Source organism: Flavobacterium sp. TS_SC_5 (assembly GCF_056156265.1).
Map to the genome: position 1 here is coordinate 3797216 of NZ_CM149588.1, position 18631 is coordinate 3815846.

Here is an 18631-nt window from a genome sequence, read left to right on the forward strand (position 1 = left end):
ACTACCATACTTTTACAATTTTGTCCATTTTTTGAAATTGACATTGCAAATAACTTTGCAGTATCAAATTTATAAAAAATTAAAAACAACAAAATGGTACAAGCATTAATCTTAGGTGGTACAACCGGAATGGGTAAGGCCACCGCACAAATTTTATTACAACAAGGAATTGAAGTTGTAATTGTAGGCAGAGCTGATAAAAATTTAGAAAGCACTAAAAGTGAATTATCTGCTTATGGAACAGTTAAAACAAAAGGTGTTAACTTATTTAATTTAGACGAAGTGAACGCTTTTGCGTCTTCACTTTCCAATGAAATCCCTAATTTAAAATACTTGGTAAATGCAGCAGGGTATTTCAATCCAAAATCTTTTTTAGAACATACTGAACAAGATTATGACATTTATCACAACTTCAACAAAGCTTTTTTCTTTATTACACAAGCAGTAGCTAAAGTGATGGCTTCAAATGGTGGTGGTTCAATTGTAAACATTGGCTCTATGTGGGCAAAACAAGCTATCAAAGCGACACCTTCAAGCGCCTACTCAATGGCAAAAGCTGGATTGCATAGTCTAACTCAACATTTGGCCATGGAATTAGCCGACAAAAACATTAGAGTAAATGCGGTATCTCCAGCAGTTGTTGTAACACCAATTTATGGTTCTTTCATTGAAGAAAATAAAATTGAAGAAACCTTACAGGGATTCAATTCATTTCACCCAATAGGAAGAGTAGGAAGACCAGAAGATATTGCTAAAACAATCTCATTTTTATTATCTGATGAAAGCTCTTGGGTAACAGGTGCTATATGGGATATTGATGGTGGCGTAATGGCAGGTAGAAATTAATTAACAACAAACAATTATCAAAAATTAAAATTTAAAAAAATGAAAAATTTAATTAAAACAATTACATTATTGGTATTAGTAGGATTTACAAGCTATGCCCAAAACACTTCTTATAAAATTAACAAACAAAAAAGAGTGTTATTAGTAATGTCTTCCTATGATGATATGGGGCTAAGCGGTAAACAAACAGGTACTTGGTTTACAGAATTGGCTGCTCCATATTACATTCTTACCGAAGCTGGTTATGAAGTAGTATTAGCATCACCAAATGGCGGAGAAGCTCCAATAGATTTGTTAAGTATGAAAACGCCTTTCCCTACACCTTACACTGATAAATTTTTGAAAGATCCTGTAGCTTTGTTTGCAGCAAAACATACTAGAAATTTAAGAAATGTTGATTATAATACCTTTGATGCTGTATTTGTACCTGGTGGATATGGATTACTAACCGATTTGGCATCAGACCAATATTTAATAAAATTAATTCGCGATTTTTATGAATCAGGTCGTTCAATTGCAATGGTTTGTCATGCACCAGCAATTTTAAGAGATGTAAAATTAACAAATGGTAAATATTTGGTAGAAGGTTTAAATCTTACAGGATTTAAAGATGCAGAAGATGCAGAAATAGAATTAGATCGTCATTTATTATTTTCTTTAGAACAAGAATTAAAAAGAAGAGGCGCTAACTATAAAAGCGTTGCCAATTGGGCACCAAACGTAGTAGTAGACGGATCTTTAATGACAGGTCAGAGTCCCGCATCAGCAGCGCCATTAGCAGAAGCATTGAGAGATAGATTGAAAAAATAAACTAAATTATATAGCGGAATTTTAGTGAAATTCCGCTATATTTTAGATTAATTATTAGAAGAATCATGTATTACTATTACTAAATTCAGAAAAGCCAGAGAAACGTTCAATACCTCAATTATCTCTCTTTGTCTTAGATTAAGAATTATTAACAATAATAAATACATAGGATTTCATATTTCATTTTATGACAATCGTAAAAACAACTATTGCAAAAGCTCAAAGGAAATTAAGCATAGAAATAGACTTAAAATAATATCAATTATTAATAAAAAATAAAAACAGTAAAATAATGTCAAACGGAATTAACTTAGAAGGATTAGCGCAATACACTGAACTAATTACAAAACAAAAAGAAGAAGCAATATCAGCTTACGGAATAACAGCAGAATGGCTTGGAGGAACACAAACAAAAGTTTCAACACATAATCAAAAAATTGGATCAACTGAAATTATAAAAAATTTTAATTTCACTATTGACGAACCTAATGAATTACTTGGAAGCAATAGTTTCCCAACTCCTCAAGATTATTTATTAGGAGGTATGGCAGGTTGTATGATGGTAGGCTTTGTGGTAGGAGCTTCAGCTAAAGGAATCAAATTAGAAAGTGTGAAGTTAGAAATAAAAGGCGCATTAAATCTTCGTGGTTTTTTGAATGTAGATGCTACTGCACCAATTGGATTTGATGAAATACAGTTTAATTTTGATGTAAAAGGTAATGGTGAACAAGAAGAATATGATAAAATTATTAAAAATGTTCAACAATTCTCACCTAATTATAGAACTATTGCAGATAAAGTGAGTATTGTTCTTACACATAATCGCAAGTAATTTTAATCGGTATTAAACTATGATTGTAACGCACTTAAGTTTGGTAAAAACCGCAAATACACAAACATATTATACCGTATCAAAAGTGCGCCAGTTTACTATTGATGCAGATGAACCAATATCAAATTTAGGGACTGATTTAGCTCCAACTCATTTCGATTTGTTAAATGTCAGTCTTACTAGTTGTACAGCAATTTTTTTAAGAATATATGACTTCAAAAACAATTTAGATATTGGCAAAAAAAAAAGATAAAATTGGTAACTTTATTTTTGACAGGACAAAATCATTTGAAAATGAAATCCACGAAGCAGACAAGATTCTGCTTCTTGAAGCCATTAAATATACTCTGGTAACTACAATTATTACAATATCTCAAACTGTTCAAACAAAAATAACATGATAAAACTACCTATGAGTGTAATAATTGTTGGAGGTGGATTAAGCGGATTAACGTTAGCATATTTACTGTCCAAAAAAAATATAAATACTACTGTTTTAGAAGCTTCGTCAAGATTAGGTGGTAGAATACAAACTATAAAAGGGACAAAAGAAACTCCTTTAGAATTGGGTGCAACTTGGTTTTCAGAAATGCATCCAAATTTAATACGTTTAATTAAAGAATTAGGCCTAAAAAAATATCCGCAATTTGCAAAAGGAGTTTCATTATTTCAAACTAAATCATTTGAACCGCCACAAGAATTTTTCATACCTGAGTCCGAAAGCCCTTCATACAGAATAGCCGGCGGAACTCAGATGTTAATTAACAATTTGAGCGAAAAAATAACACCCGAAAACATTAAATTAAACACAAAAGTTATTGCGATTACAAAACATGAAAATGAAATTATTGTGGAAACAGCTAACGGTCAAAAGTTGTATACAAATAAAGTTATTGTATGTATTCCACCACAATTAGTAGGTTCACAAATTCACTTTTATCCTGATTTACCTACTACGTTGTCTGATATCTTACCGACAGTTCAAACGTGGATGTCTGGAGCAATAAAATTTGTACTGGAATATGAAAAACCCTTTTGGAGAAATAATGGGTATTCTGGAATGCTTTATAGTCATTCAGGAATTGTTACAGAAATGTACGATCACTCCAATTTTGAAGAAAATAAATTTGGTTTCACTGGCTTTTTAAATAGCGGAGCGACTTCATATTCTCAAAAAGTAAGAAAAGAATTGGTATTAAAACAATTAACGGAACTTTTAGGCAAAGAAGTTGTAAATCCCATTAACTATTTTGATAAAATTTGGAATGATGAATATGTAGTAATTGGAAATTCATTTATTCAAAGACCACACCAAAACAATGGTCACCCTTTGTTACAGCAAGCCTATATGGACGGAAAATTATTGTTTTCGGGAACAGAAACCGCAACTGAATTTGCCGGATATATGGAAGGTGCAATAGTTTCAGCATTTAAAATTGCAGATAGTTTTTAAACGTACCCTATACACAAGGACAAGCAGATAATGCATTTTTTGCAAGTACACAAAGTCAACAAAAAATGAGTAAAGAGCTTGCCCATTGCAGACAGACAAAATTTTTCCCTTTCCTTCTTTTTTTATTTTTTTTAGCCAACCCACGATCAAACGACAACACATCGGACATTGCACAATCCACAGCCACTAAAAGGCGTTTGGCAAAAAGTGGGTTCAGTGCTTAAATGAAGTTTTGTGGTTCGTATCATGTTCAGTGCTGAAAGAAATTTTTGAGCTTCGAAATCTACTTATTCACCAAGCGCAAAAACGAAGTGAGACTGTAAAAAAACCTATTTCACTTTCAAAAACTTCAGATAATTCTCCTCAAGAATTAAAAAAAAGCTCAACCGCGTCGAGGGCTACGGCAGAAACTGACAGACTGCGCCTCTAGCACCACCATAGGTATAAGTTCTAGCACACGGCGTTTCGTCCCGAAACTTCGGAATTACTTCAGATTATTGTTTAACTTGTGCTGCTTTTCCGGGGCTATAACTTGCGTTGTTCAGATGAAAATCAAGAACCACTTTCGTTATTTAATTTCTTGTTTATTAGTTTTTACCGTTTTTATTGACAACTCGTTCCCCAAAGTACAATAACTTCTGCTTACTTCTACACTTAACCAACTCGTGGTTGCAAAGACTTCCTTCTGTAAGTATTTCCTCTTTCCTTCTATCCCTGAAGAATCTACAAACTAAACCTATTGTCGCAAGGCTTTGCATTGCTATGTTTACTTATCCACTTAGTTAGCCTCTTATGCGCTTTACTCACGCTTTACTATTGTTTTTTTGGTGTTCGTGACTCGCTGCGCTTAATTGTGTTCCTCGGTACAGACAAAAATTAAGGAAGGTATTGCTTTCGCAATAATCTTCACTGCATGGATCGCTCCAAACCAGCTTACCACGTGCTAATCGGCTCAATATAAATCAACAACTTGCCGATAAGGGACTTGCACCCTCTAGATAAAATTCCTACTTTTGAGGAATTGGAAGTGCATGCAAGGCACACACAGATACTACAACGAATTTGGGTATTTAGCTTAATGGAAAAATTGTTTTGTATTTGGCAAATTAGTGTTAATCCGAAAATAATTGCTTTATTTAGCCCGACCATCGCCTACTAGCAAGACGTTATGGGCAATTATAAAAACAAACAATGAAAGGATTATTTCTACTTCTTACGACATTTTTTACAACAATATTATTTGGACAACCTGAGCAAAGTAAAATTTTATCTGCCTTTTTACCTAAAGGATATGTGATTTTTGAAAAAGTAAATGGAGATTTGAATAAAGACGGTATAGAAGATATTATTCTGATTATTAAAGGCACAAATAAAAGTAAAATTATTAAAGACGAATATCGTGGCGAATTAAACCGAAACCGAAGAGGCATTATAGTTTTGTTTAACAAAAAAGACAATTACGAATTGGCATCAAAAAACTTTGATTGCTTTTCATCCGAAAACGAAGACGGTGGTGTATATTTTCCTCCTGAACTATCAGTTGAAATAATAAAAGGCAACTTGTGTGTACACTATGGACACGGTAGATATGGATATTGGAAATATACATTCAGATTTAAAAATTCAGATTTTGAATTAATTGGTTATGACCAAAGCAATGGTGGTGTTGTGATTGAGAGTGAAACAAGCATTAATTTTTTGACTAAAAAAAAACTTGAAAAAATAAACGTAAATAAAAATGCTGAAGGTGGAGATGAAATTTTTAAACAAGTATGGAAAAATATAAACATAAATAGACTTATCAAATTATCCGAAATTGTTGATTTTGACGAATTTGAAATACCTGATGAATAAAAATAACTGCCCATAACAGCTAGAGATTCGTTGCGTGCGCAGCGCAAACAATGAAACCCGTGTTGAACAGCCTGTCCCGCTTTTTCGGGAGAACCGGTCACTGGCAGGAACTATGCACTTATCGTAAAGTTTAGAGAGAGATTATTAAGAGGCACGTGAGCCTCTTTTTTTGTGCGGTAAAATCAAGATAGTTTTATCGTGTTTTCCTTTCCCGAAGTTTCGGGATTAGGCACAAGTTCCCTTATCCATAATTTAGCTTTTACAGAAACTTGAACTCTGGCTACCGCCAAGATACCATCCCGAGGCTTTGGGAGGCGGTCCACGCTGGTCAAAGACTGCTATTCGGTGTAAATTTCCTGTTTTACAACACGGACACTTGGGTAAAAAGGGCTTCTTTTCTGCTTTTTCTAAAACTTTTACCTTAAGTTTTCCCTGTAGAAGTTTCAGCTTTTGTCGCTTCCAAGTGCTACTCAAAAAACCGTAATGCCGGATCTTGACAAAAATTTATTAAATTCTAGCTTTAATTCTGGGGCTCTAAAAGCGATTTTAAAAGCTTTATATAAACTATTTTAATTTAATAATCATAAAGCGAGTTTTACCATAACGAGTTTTAATTGTAGTTTAATTAACATATATTTACTCACTGATTAACCAAATAGAGTTCGTTTAGAGGTTTTTAGACGAACTGACGTTGGCGGTAATAGTAAAAAACTAAATGTTAAATGAAAAATACGATAATAGTTTTCTCTTTTTTATTCTTCACTAATTTCTATTTATATGGACAGAAATACATGTTAGAAAATGAAAAAATAATTTATTCTTTTCAAACTAACAAAGGAAAAATAATGACACTTTGTAGTGACAAAAATGGCAAGTATATTATTTATAGATTTGGAACAAAAAACAACATTGAATTAGAATACCCAAATAAGAAAGACAAATCTAGTTGGAATAATTTTGAATACTCATATTGGTTACGAGGTGGTGGAATAGAAAATGAAGGAATTGACCTTAATTATGTTGCATTCACCATAGACAAAAATAAGTACGTGATTTATGATACTTATTTTGCAAATGGTGAAAAATACGAAACGGGCATTAGAGTTATTAATCTTATTAACAAGAATATTGTAAAGATTACTGGAAATTATAAAACTATAAAAGGAACTTTGATAGACTTCCGCTTTGACAAATCAATAAAAGAAGATGAAGAACTATATGATTAAAACTACTACCGCCTAACAGCTAGAAATTCGTTGCGTGCGCAGCGCAAACAATAAAACTCCGGTTGAACAGCCTGTCCCGCTTTTTCGGGAGAACCGTTCACTGGCAGAAACTATGGAGTTATCGTAAAGTTTTGAGAGAGAATATCAAGAGGATTTAGGGTCCTCTTTTTTTGGGAGAAGTATTCTTTGATTTGCTATCGTGTTTTTCTTTCCCGAAGTTTCGGGATTAGGCACAAGCTACCTTACCCATACATTTAGATTTTATAGGAACTCAAACTTCGGCTATCGCCAAGATACCATCCCGAGGCTTCGGGAGGTGGACCACGCTAATCAAAAACCGCAATCCGGTGTAAATTACCCGTTTTACAACACGGACATTTAGGTAAAAAAGGCTTTTTTTCTGCTTTTTCCAATACCTTCATTTTCAGCTTTTCATACAAAAATTGCAACTTTGCTCGTTTCCATAGCCTGTCCCGTTTTCACGGGATACTGCTCAAAAAAAACCGTAATGACGGATCTTGACCAAAATTTATTAAATTCTGGCTTTAATTCTGGAACTCTAAAAGCTATTATAAAAGCTTTTCACAGACTATTTTAGTTTAATAATCATACAGCGAATTTTATCCGAAAGAATTTTAATTACAGTTTAAATCATATATATTTACTACTTGATTCACTAAATACAATTCGTTTGGACGTATTTAGACGAACTGACGTTAGCGACCATTATAAAAATACACAGAATGAAATTCAGATTATTATTTTTACTAGTACTTGTTTCCAAAATTGGTTATTCTCAAAGTGAAAAACTTGACGACAATAAAACAAACAACATCAAAAATGTGATAGCTTTATTCAAAGAGAAAAACATTCATAAAATATCAAACATAATTTCTTTTCCTTTACGTAGAGAATATCCAATACCAAGCATTAATGACAAAAATGAATTTAAACAGCGGTTCAGCCAAGTTTTTGACCAAACTCTAGTAGATAAGATTGTTAATTCAAAAATTAAACAATGGTCAGAAGTTGGATGGAGAGGAATTATGTTGGACAATGGCATTGTATGGATAGAAAGTTATGAAGGTAAAATAACCGCAGTAAATTATCAGAGCATCTTTGAAAAAAATTTAAAAAAAGACTTGATAGCAAAGGAAATAGACAACTTGCATGTTTCAATAAAAACTTTTAATAGCCCAACATACAGAATAAAAACTAAAAATTATTTGATTAGAATTGACGAACTATCTAATTCCAAATACAGATATGCTTCTTGGAAAATAAACAAAATAGAATCTTCAAAACCTGACATAATTTTAAACAATGGAGTATTAGAATTTGAAGGAAGTGGCGGAAATCATGTTATTACTTTTTCAAATGGAAACTACACATACAAAGTTTACAGAAATATTATTGGAGAAAAAAATGCTCCAGATATTACATTTGAAGTTGAAAAAGACGGAAAAATAATTCTTACCGAAGACGGAACAATAATGTAATAATAACAGCGAACCGCTATCATACTCTTGGTAAGATTTTTTTTTTGCTAAATTTAGAATTAGTTTTTAATTGTAAAATTCAGTTTTAAACTAAAAGTTTTGGTTTTCTTAATCCCCAACCTCTCCAAGTGCCAGGACATAATAAGGTAATCTGGACATGCTCTTAGCCATCATATAAAGGTAAGAGATAATCTTAATTGTAGCCTATAAAACAAGTTTGGAAATTTATGGTAAAGCTTTTAAAGAGAATAATTGCGCTGCACTCCTAAATTGCGTTCAAAAATTTTACACTGTAATTTTATTTTTTTCTAAGCCACCTTATGCATCACTACTTTTTCATTCTAACATCTACTTACACAAAAAGCTTAATTAAGTACTTTGCACTATAATAGATTTCTGAGAATAAAATTTAACACTCTTCAAAAAAAATAGTAGAACCGCTGTGTTTAATTAACACAAATAAGCCATAACTCATTGCAAATAAGTATCAAAAGAAATACTATTGTAGTAGCCCTGCATGCAAAATTTGCCATTTAGAAATAATGGAAGCTTTGAAATATCAGTTTTAAACCTATCAACTATAACTGACTTTATATTTTACAGCAGACAAATTACAGAAACTTATGCCAGAGGTAGTACTTCATAAAATCATAGGTAAGATTTACGTAATTAACATTGGCAATATTGCAACTGAAAAATAGATATTTAAATACAAATGTGTTGTTTGTAACACAATGCCATGCTCCTAGATTTATTTGCTTAAAGCTGAATAGAAAATAAGCCAATTAAAGTATTATAAATTTATTTTATGTAAATAATAAAAAACATTAATAAAAACTTATTATAAAAAAATACCACATTTGTAATTAGTTAATTAATAGGATCACTCAAATGATAAAAAATAATTTAAATTTAATGAGTGGGTCAAAAAAATTGTTAATGGAATTGCGGTACGTACTTACGTATTAGAAATTTGCGCTGTATTATTTTCCTTCTCTAATATTTTGAATTAGTAACCAAATATTAGAACACAAGCGATTAAGACAAATGCCTATTGTATTCGCTTAACTTTTAACTAACCAAAAGTTGAGCGAAGCAATTCCTTTATGTTATCATCATAAAAAATTATTAATGAAAAGATAAATAGTTAACCAAATCATTAGAACTTTATGTGACAAAAAGTCGTTTTTAGGGGGTAAAAATATAAAAAAGTACTTCCATTTTACTATTTAAACAAGATGCTTGAAAAACTACTGCCATTAAACAATAAAACTTATGTTGATGTTTGAACAGTAAATCGTAAACCATCCAAAAATACCTTAAGAAAAGTTTAATTTAAACTTTTTACAAAACTTGAATTATCTAAAATTGCAAAAAAGGAGTACAATTACTTTAGAAAACAAATACTTTTTTATCAGTAAAATCTATTTGACAATCCCTTAAAGAAAACGATTTCGTTGATAATCAACAATCCATTCAAAATTTCGCGATATAATTTCCAATTTTTAAAATTTATCCCTATTTTTTTTTTAATTTGCAAACAAATCCAATAATTTCATAATGATAAATATCACCCGCCTTTTTGATTTCCCTTATTATCAGCAAGAAAAATACAATTCTATTCCAGATGCTTTAGTAAGCAAACAGAACGGTATCTGGGTAAAAACATCGACCCAAGAATACATAGCTAAAGCCAACGCTATTTCAAGAGCTTTACTGCGATTAGGTGTTAATAAAGATGATAAAATTGCCATCATTTCATCCAATAACAGAACAGAATGGAATATTATGGACATTGGTGTACTGCAAACCGGCGCACAAACTGTTCCCATTTACCCAACTATATCTGAAGAAGATTATGAATATATCCTGAATCATTCCGGTTCTATATATTGTTTTGTATCAGATGCCGAAGTTCTTCGAAAAGTAAACCTGATTAAACATAAAGTTCCTTTGCTTAAGGAAATATATTCCTTCAATGAAATTGAAGGCTTTACCAACTGGAATGATTTGTTAGTTCTTGGTGTAGACACTGGAAACCAAGACGAAGTGGAACAACGTAAAAACAACGTAAAAACAGAAGATTTAGCTACTATCATTTATACTTCTGGAACAACAGGAAGACCAAAAGGAGTTATGCTTTCGCACAGAAATATTGTCTCGAATGTTTTGGACAGTGCTTCGAGAATTCCGTTTGAAGCCGGAAAAACCCGTGCATTGAGTTTTCTTCCAATCTGCCATATTTTCGAAAGAATGATTTTGTATTTATACCAATATTATGGTGTTTCGATTTATTTTGGAGAATCTATTGAGAAAATCAGTGACAACATCAAAGAAGTGAAACCGACGGTCATCACAGCTGTTCCAAGACTTCTAGAGAAAGTATATGATAAAATTTATGCTAAGGGAACCGAGTTAACTGGCATCAAAAAGAGATTGTTCTTTTGGGCAATCGACCTAGGATTAAATTATGAACCGTATGGCAAAAATGGATTTTGGTACGAATTCCAACTTAAAATTGCGCGCAAACTGATTTTCAGCAAATGGAAAGAAGGTTTGGGCGGAAACCTGGATTTAATGGTTTCCGGAAGCGCTGCTTTACAACCAAGATTAGCCCGTATTTTTGCCGCTGCCGAAATCCCAGTTATGGAAGGATACGGTTTGACTGAAACTTCTCCAGTAATCTCCGTTAATGACATCAGAAATGGTGGTTTCAGAGTGGGAACTGTGGGTAAAGTAATCGACAATGTGCAAGTTATTATTGCTGAAGATGGCGAAATCCTATGCAAAGGACCTAACGTAATGATGGGGTATTATAAAGACGAAAAACTGACAAATGAAGTAATCACGGACGGATTTTTCCACACGGGAGATATTGGAATTTTTGACGAAGACGGATTTTTAAAAATTACTGATCGTAAAAAAGAAATGTTCAAAACCTCAGGAGGAAAGTACATAGCGCCACAATTAATCGAAAATACAATGAAGCAATCGCGTTTCATTGAACAAATTATGGTTATTGGTGATGGACAAAAAATGCCGGCAGCCTTTATTCAGCCGAATTTTGATTTCATTAAAGAATGGGCTATTATCCACGGAATCGATGTTGGAAAAAGCAATGAAGAAATAATTGCCAACGAAAAAGTAATCGAAAGAATTCAGTTGGAAATTGACAACTTGAACGAAAAATTCGGAAATTGGGAGAAAATAAAACGTTTTGAACTTACACCGGATTTATGGTCTGTGGAAGGCGGACAACTAACGCCTACCCTGAAATTGAAACGAAAAATAGTGATGGAAAAATACATTGATTTATTTCATAAAATCTACAACTAGCCGTTACAAAACCGTTCCGGTATGAAACTAAAAGTTTTGATTTGCTCTTTTATCAGTGTGTTCGTTTTTTCTAATTGTCAGGAAAAACCAAAGGAAGATCCTATAAAAGCAAATTATTTAGATTTCTCCAAACGGGACGACCAACTCACGGGCGGTATCAAAATGATTCCGATTCAAACACCAAAAGGAACGTTTAAAGTCTGGACCAAACGAGTGGGCAACAATCCTAAGATAAAAGTGTTGTTGCTGCACGGCGGTCCCGGTTTGACACATGAATTATACGAGGCCTTTGACGGTTATTTCCCGAACGAAAGTATTGAATACATTTATTACGACCAGTTGGGTTCGTATTACAGCGATCAACCTAAAGACAACAGTTTATGGACCAACGAGCGTTTTGTGGAGGAAGTAGAGCAAGTACGCATCGCATTAGGATTGGACAGTTCTAATTTTTACCTGATGGGACAATCTTGGGGCGGAATCCTAGCAATGGAATACGCTTTGAAATACCAAAAAAACCTGAAAGGCTTAATTATCTCAAATATGATGGCGAGTGCTCAGGAATATAACGCTTACGCAAAAGACGTTCTGGCACCCCAAATGGATCCTAAAATCCTAAAGCAATTGCAGGATATCGAAAAAGATAATGATTTTGATAATACAAAATACAGCGAATTACTTTTCAAACATTATTACACCGAACACGTTTTGAGAATGCCACTCGAAGATTGGCCGGAATCCATCAACCGCTGTTTCAAGCACATTAATCCTAATGTATATGTGTTTATGCAAGGGCATAGTGAATTTGGCATCACCGGAAATGCAACCCTTAAAAATTGGGATGTCAAAGCTAGACTAAAAACGTTGACTGTTCCTACGTTGAGTATTGGTTCAAAATACGACACGATGGACCCCGAACACATGAAATGGATTGCAAATGAAGTCCAAAACGGACGTTTCTTGTTTTGCCCTAACGGAAGCCACCTTTCGCAATACGATGACCCAAAAACCTATTTTCCGGGCGTGATTAAATTCTTGAAAGATGTGGATAATGGGGAGTTTAAAAAGTCTTAGAAAAAATATTTAGTTTACAAAAAACCACGAATTGATGTTCGTGGTTTTTTTATACTTTTTTCATCTAAAATTAATCTAGCGACCTGACTAATTCTTTTGAGTTTAAATTCTTTTTCGATAGAACAATTAACGGTCAGGAACATCTATTGATAAATTATTCAAAATAATTATCGCCAATCTTGTCATGCTGACGATGGAAGCATCTCTTTAGCAGATCTTACAACTAAATCCCCAATCATTCTCCTTTGCAGGATTCGCGTAAGGGATGGAAGTGGCATCCTTTTATAAATCCTCATCCCGAAGCTTCGGGATGGGGATTTATAAAAGATACAACGAACAGTCCGACCCGCAGGGATACGCCCCAAAAAAATTAATTACTCTTAAAAAACGGTATAATCTCCTCTATTTCAGCGGAGATTTTTTATATTTAATTGTTTTTAACAAAAAAATAGTTTAATATATTATGCATGCATAGTATTTTTTATTATATTTGAAATCGATATAGTTACTTATGAAAGATAAAACGATAGATTATATTTTACGTGCCACCTGGCAAGCAGTGGCCAGAATGTATAATGAAGAAGCATCGAAATACGATGCGAGCATGGCTACTGGTTTCGCTTTATTGAGTATTGATAAGGAAGGTGGAACGCCATCGACCTCGCTAGGACCAAAAATGGGAATGGAAGCTACCAGCCTGACGAGAACCCTGAAATCTATGGAGGAAAAAGGCTTAATCATTCGCAAGAAAAACCCTGTGGATGGCCGTGGCGTTTTGATTTACCTGACGGATTTTGGTAAAGAAAAAAGAGAATTGTCAAAAAATACCGTATTGAAATTTAACGAAACGGTTAAACAAACTATTTCGGCAGAGAAACTTCAGCACTTTATAGAAGTAGCGGAAACCATCAATGAATTAATTCAAGACAAAAATATATTTATACATACGAGCGTCAGCGAACTGGCGGAACAAACTGAAAAAACAGAGAATGACATTGCTAAAATTGATTCCCATCAATAAAATAGCGCTGTTGTTTTCTAATGAAAATCAAATATTATTTATATGAAACGCACAATTAAAAAAGTTGCAGTAATTGGATCCGGAATTATGGGTTCAGGAATTGCCTGCCATTTTGCTAACATTGGGGTTGAAGTCCTATTATTAGACATTGTTCCAAGAGAACTTAATGCAGCGGAAGCTAAAAAAGGACTAACTTTAGAAAGCAAAATCGTTAGAAACCGATTGGTAAATGAGCATTTGGCCAATTCCCTTAAATCGAAACCCTCTCCTATTTACAGTCAGAAATTTGCCAGCAGAATCACAACTGGAAATACCACTGATGACATGGCGAAAATCGCTACTGTGGATTGGATTATTGAGGTTGTAGTGGAACGTTTGGACATCAAGAAACTAGTTTTTGAACAAATTGAGAAATTCAGAAAACCGGGAACTTTAGTGACTTCAAACACGTCTGGAATTCCAATTCACTTTATGAGTGAAGGAAGAAGCGAGGATTTTCAAAAGCATTTCTGTGGGACACACTTTTTTAACCCTGCCCGTTATTTAAAATTATTCGAAATCATTCCTGGCCCACAAACAGCAACGGAAGTTTTAGATTTCCTTACAGATTATGGTTCAAGATTCTTAGGAAAAACTTCGGTCGTGGCCAAAGATACTCCGGCGTTTATTGGGAATAGAATCGGGATTTACGGGATTCAAAGTTTATTTCATTTGGTAAAGGAAATGGGATTGACGATTGAAGAAGTGGATAAATTGACTGGTCCAGTTATTGGAAGACCAAAATCGGCTACTTTCAGAACGGTTGACGTGGTTGGATTGGATACTTTGGTACACGTTGCCAACGGAATCTACGAAAACTGCCCAACTGACGAACAACATGAGTTGTTTAAACTTCCGGACTTCGTTAACAAAATGATGGAGAATAAATGGTTGGGAAGCAAAACAGGTCAAGGTTTTTATAAAAAAGTAGACAAAGATATTTTGTCTTTGGATTTAGATACTTTAGAATACCGTGCTGCTAAAAAAGCTTCTTTCGCTACTTTGGAACTGACAAAAACGATTGATAAACCAATTGACCGTTTTAAAGTTTTGGTAAAAGGAAAAGACAAAGCAGGAGAATTTTACAGAAAGAGTTTTTCTGGAATGTTCGCTTATGTTTCCAATAGAATTCCTGAAATATCAGATGAATTATATAAGATTGACGATGCTATGAAAGCCGGTTTTGGATGGGAAAATGGCCCTTTCGAAATTTGGGATGCCATTGGTGTCGAAAAAGGAATCGAAATCATGAAAGCGGAAGGTCTTGAGCCAGCTGCTTGGGTTACTGAAATGTTAGCTTCGGGAAGTACTAGTTTTTATTCTATAAAAGAAGGAGCTACTTTTTTCTACAATATCCCTTCAAAATCGCAAACTAAAGTTCCAGGTCAGGATGCCTTTATTATCCTGAACAACATTCGCGAAAGCAAAAAAGTGTGGAGCAATAGTGGAGCAATTATACAAGATTTAGGAGACGGAATTTTGAATTTAGAATTCCAATCTAAAATGAATACGATTGGTGGCGATGTTTTACAAGCTATCAATAAAGCGATTGACTTATCTGAAAAAGAATATCAAGGATTGGTTATTGGAAATCAAGCAGCGAATTTCTCTGTAGGAGCTAATATCGGAATGATTTTCATGATGGCAGTCGAGCAAGAATACGATGAGTTAAATATGGCGATCAAAATGTTCCAGGACACGATGATGCGCGTACGTTACTCTGGAATTCCAGTTGTGGTTGCGCCACACGGAATGACTTTTGGCGGTGGTTGCGAAATGAGTTTGCATGCTGACAAAGTTGTTGCTGCAGCAGAAACGTATATGGGATTGGTAGAATTTGGTGTTGGGGTAATTCCTGGCGGTGGAGGATCGAAAGAAATGGCATTGCGTGCAGCAGATTTATTCCATAAAAATGATGTGGAGTTGAATGTATTGCAAGAATATTTCTTGACAATTGCTATGGCAAAAGTGTCAACTTCAGGTTACGAAGCTTTTGATACCGGACTTTTACAACAAGGAAAAGATATTATTGTGGTGAATAAAGATCGTCAGATTGCGGAAGCGAAGAAACATGCTTTACTTATGGCCGAAGCGGGTTACACACAACCAATTCGCAGAAGCGATGTGAAAGTTCTTGGAAAACAAGCTTTGGGTATGTTCTTAGTTGGAACTGACCAAATGGAAGCCGGAAAATACATCTCGGAACACGATAAGAAAATTGCTAATAAACTGGCGTATGTTATGGCTGGTGGTGATTTATCAGAACCAACTTTAGTAACCGAACAATATTTATTGGATTTGGAACGTGAAGCTTTCTTGTCATTGTGTACCGAAAGAAAAACATTGGAGAGAATCCAATTTATGTTAACCAAAGGGAAACCGCTTCGCAATTAGAAATTTGAGTATTAAGATTTGAGTATTAAGTATCAAGAGTCAGTAATTAAAGTAAAACAATTATGCACCAATTTGAAAAGTTAAAAATCTGGCAAAAGGCAATGGACATTACTGAAAATGTTTACCGTGCTTGCATTACTCTACCTCAAGAAGAAAAATTCAATCTTACAAGTCAAATGAAAAGATGTTCTGTTTCAATACCTTCAAATATTGCTGAAGGATCTGGAAGAAATTCTAAAAATGAATTTGCACATTTTTTAGGAATTGCAAATGGTTCAACTTTTGAATTGATCACTCAATTAATGATTTCTAAACGTCTTGGATTAATAGATGAAATAATAATTACACCAATAATAAATGAATTAGTCGAAGTGAGTAATATGAATTTCGCACTTCAAAAAACACTGAAAAACCAATAATTAGAAAGAAAAAGTATTAAGGAAATAGAATTAAGTATTAGTCTAAAAAGTCTAATCTACTTCCAAAATCTTAATACTTAATACTTAAATCTTAATACATTTTAGAAATGAAAACAGCCTATATAGTAAAAGCATACAGAACAGCCGTGGGGAAAGCTCCAAAAGGCGTGTTTAGATTTAAACGACCTGACGAATTGGCAGCAGAAACGATTCAATTTATGATGAATGAGTTGCCTGATTTTGACAAAAAACGTATTGACGACGTGATGGTAGGAAATGCGATGCCGGAAGCAGAACAAGGATTAAACGTGGGACGATTAATTTCCTTAATGGGATTGAAAATCGAAGATGTTCCGGGTGTAACCGTAAACCGTTACTGTGCGTCAGGATTAGAAACAATTGGTATGGCTACAGCCAAAATCCAATCTGGAATGGCGGATTGTATTATTGCCGGTGGAGCTGAAAGCATGAGTTTTATTCCAATGGGAGGTTACAAACCAACTCCTGATTATGCTGTTGCAAAAGCGGGTAATGAAGATTATTATTGGGGAATGGGATTAACTGCGGAAGCGGTTGCCAAACAATTCAATGTATCTCGTGCCGACCAAGATGAGTTTGCGTACCAATCACACATGAAAGCTCTAAAAGCACAAGCCGAAGGTAAATTTGACAAACAAATTGTTCCTATTACAGTAGAGCAAACGTTTATCAATGAAAATGGTAAAAAAGAGACTAAATCGTATATCGTAAATAAAGATGAAGGCCCTAGAGCAGGAACTTCTGCAGAAGCTTTGGCAGGTTTAAGACCCGTTTTTGAAGCTGGCGGAAGCGTAACTGCAGGTAACTCCTCTCAAATGAGTGATGGAGCAGCATTTGTTCTAATCATGAGCGAAGAAATGGTAAAAGAATTGAACCTTACTCCTATCGCCCGTTTGGTAAACTTCGCATCAGCTGGAGTAGAACCAAGAATCATGGGAATTGGACCAGTAAAAGCAATTCCAAAAGCATTGAAGCAAGCAGGATTAACGTTGAATGACATTGATTTAATTGAGTTAAACGAAGCATTCGCCTCACAAGCATTAGCAGTAACGAGAGAATTGAACCTAAATCCTGATATTATCAATGTCAACGGTGGAGCGATTGCATTAGGTCACCCACTAGGTTGTACCGGAGCAAAATTGTCTGTTCAATTATTTGATGAAATGCAACGCAGAGGAAGCAAATACGGAATTGTGAGTATGTGTGTGGGAACAGGACAAGGAAGTGCGGGGATTTATGAGGTACTTTAAAAATATAGAGTAAAGAATAAAGAGCAAAGAGCATAGAATTTAGAATATAGATCAGAGAATTTAGAATAATGAGCAGAAAATATGGAATAAAGAGTTTTGAATAACAATCTAATCTGGAATAAGGGAAAATCTTTTTCTGCTCTCTTTTTTCAATTTTCTAAAAAACATGAGACATAATTATAAAAATTTAAAAATCTGGCAAATTGGAATCCAAATTGCAAATGACGTTTCTGATATTCTATTAACCTTTCCTAAACATGAAAGATTTGATTTAAGTTCACAATTGAGTCGATGTTCCGTCTCAATTCCGAGTAATATTGCGGAAGGTTCTTCAAGAACTGACAAATCATTTAGCCATTTCATAGACATCTCATTAGGCTCTTCATTTGAATTAATTACACAGCTAATAGTAGCAAAACATAGAAAATATATAAACGAACAAATATTTAACCAATTAGAAACGAAAGTAGAAGAATTTCAAAGAATGACAATGGGTTTTCAAAATGGTCTAAAATAGATTCATTTTTAAAAATCTATAT

General features: G+C 33.9%; 15 protein-coding genes and 2 pseudogenes. 15 read left to right on the forward strand and 2 right to left on the reverse strand.

Annotation, left to right across the window (positions count from 1 at the left end):
- Positions 1-93 precede the first annotated feature (93 nt).
- The 6 genes from AC0J6S_RS16375 to AC0J6S_RS16400 all read left to right on the forward strand — a co-directional run bounded on the left by AC0J6S_RS16375 (position 94) and on the right by AC0J6S_RS16400 (position 5795).
- Positions 94-846, forward strand: coding sequence for an SDR family NAD(P)-dependent oxidoreductase (locus AC0J6S_RS16375; protein ID WP_474954798.1), 753 nt, complete (start codon positions 94-96; stop codon positions 844-846).
- A gap of 39 nt (positions 847-885) precedes the next feature.
- The gene (locus AC0J6S_RS16380; protein ID WP_474954799.1) at positions 886-1656 is read left to right on the forward strand and encodes a type 1 glutamine amidotransferase domain-containing protein; all 771 of its coding nucleotides are present in this window, start codon (positions 886-888) and stop codon (positions 1654-1656) included.
- A 292-nt stretch (positions 1657-1948) separates the two neighbouring features.
- Positions 1949-2488 carry an OsmC family protein gene (locus AC0J6S_RS16385; protein ID WP_474954800.1) on the forward strand — a complete coding sequence of 180 codons (540 nt, stop codon included), beginning with the start codon at positions 1949-1951 and terminating at the stop codon, positions 2486-2488.
- A gap of 19 nt (positions 2489-2507) precedes the next feature.
- Positions 2508-2741, forward strand: a complete 234-nt coding sequence (locus AC0J6S_RS16390; protein WP_474954801.1) for an OsmC family protein — start codon at positions 2508-2510, stop codon at positions 2739-2741.
- Between the two features lie 144 nt (positions 2742-2885).
- A complete protein-coding gene (locus AC0J6S_RS16395; protein ID WP_474954802.1) occupies positions 2886-3941 on the forward strand; it encodes a flavin monoamine oxidase family protein in 1056 nt (351 codons plus the stop codon).
- 1191 nt (positions 3942-5132) lie between these two features.
- Positions 5133-5795: a hypothetical protein gene (locus AC0J6S_RS16400; RefSeq protein ID WP_474954803.1), complete on the forward strand. Its 663-nt coding sequence runs from the start codon at positions 5133-5135 to the stop codon at positions 5793-5795.
- Positions 5796-6047: 252 nt separating this feature from the next.
- On the opposite strand, the pseudogene AC0J6S_RS16405 reads toward AC0J6S_RS16400, so the two are convergent.
- Positions 6048-6296 (reverse strand): annotated as a pseudogene (locus AC0J6S_RS16405) (IS91 family transposase); the annotation flags it as partial.
- Between the two features lie 221 nt (positions 6297-6517).
- Here AC0J6S_RS16405 and AC0J6S_RS16410 point away from each other — a divergent pair.
- Positions 6518-7021, forward strand: coding sequence for a hypothetical protein (locus AC0J6S_RS16410; RefSeq protein WP_474954804.1), 504 nt, complete (start codon positions 6518-6520; stop codon positions 7019-7021).
- 254 nt (positions 7022-7275) lie between these two features.
- On the opposite strand, the pseudogene AC0J6S_RS16415 reads toward AC0J6S_RS16410, so the two are convergent.
- Positions 7276-7485, reverse strand: a pseudogene (locus tag AC0J6S_RS16415) (IS91 family transposase); the annotation flags it as partial.
- A gap of 279 nt (positions 7486-7764) precedes the next feature.
- Here AC0J6S_RS16415 and AC0J6S_RS16420 point away from each other — a divergent pair.
- From AC0J6S_RS16420 to AC0J6S_RS16455, 8 genes are all read left to right on the forward strand, one after another.
- Entirely contained in the window at positions 7765-8520 is a 756-nt protein-coding gene (locus AC0J6S_RS16420) for a hypothetical protein (protein WP_474954805.1), read from the forward strand.
- A 1560-nt stretch (positions 8521-10080) separates the two neighbouring features.
- The gene (locus AC0J6S_RS16425) at positions 10081-11856 is read left to right on the forward strand and encodes an AMP-dependent synthetase/ligase (protein WP_474954806.1); all 1776 of its coding nucleotides are present in this window, start codon (positions 10081-10083) and stop codon (positions 11854-11856) included.
- A 21-nt stretch (positions 11857-11877) separates the two neighbouring features.
- A complete protein-coding gene (locus AC0J6S_RS16430) occupies positions 11878-12930 on the forward strand; it encodes a proline iminopeptidase-family hydrolase (protein WP_474954807.1) in 1053 nt (350 codons plus the stop codon).
- Positions 12931-13441: 511 nt separating this feature from the next.
- On the forward strand, positions 13442-13951 hold the full coding sequence (locus AC0J6S_RS16435; protein WP_474954808.1) for a MarR family winged helix-turn-helix transcriptional regulator: 510 nt from the start codon (positions 13442-13444) through the stop codon (positions 13949-13951).
- Positions 13952-13993: 42 nt separating this feature from the next.
- Positions 13994-16384: a 3-hydroxyacyl-CoA dehydrogenase/enoyl-CoA hydratase family protein gene (locus AC0J6S_RS16440; protein WP_474954809.1), complete on the forward strand. Its 2391-nt coding sequence runs from the start codon at positions 13994-13996 to the stop codon at positions 16382-16384.
- A 62-nt stretch (positions 16385-16446) separates the two neighbouring features.
- Complete coding sequence (locus AC0J6S_RS16445; RefSeq protein WP_474954810.1) at positions 16447-16803, forward strand: four helix bundle protein; 357 nt, start codon at positions 16447-16449, stop codon at positions 16801-16803.
- A 107-nt stretch (positions 16804-16910) separates the two neighbouring features.
- Positions 16911-18092 (forward strand): acetyl-CoA C-acyltransferase, encoded by a 1182-nt coding sequence (locus AC0J6S_RS16450; RefSeq protein ID WP_474954811.1) that lies wholly within the window; start codon positions 16911-16913, stop codon positions 18090-18092.
- A 166-nt stretch (positions 18093-18258) separates the two neighbouring features.
- Positions 18259-18609 (forward strand): four helix bundle protein, encoded by a 351-nt coding sequence (locus tag AC0J6S_RS16455; protein ID WP_474954812.1) that lies wholly within the window; start codon positions 18259-18261, stop codon positions 18607-18609.
- The last annotated feature ends 22 nt before the right edge of the window (positions 18610-18631 follow it).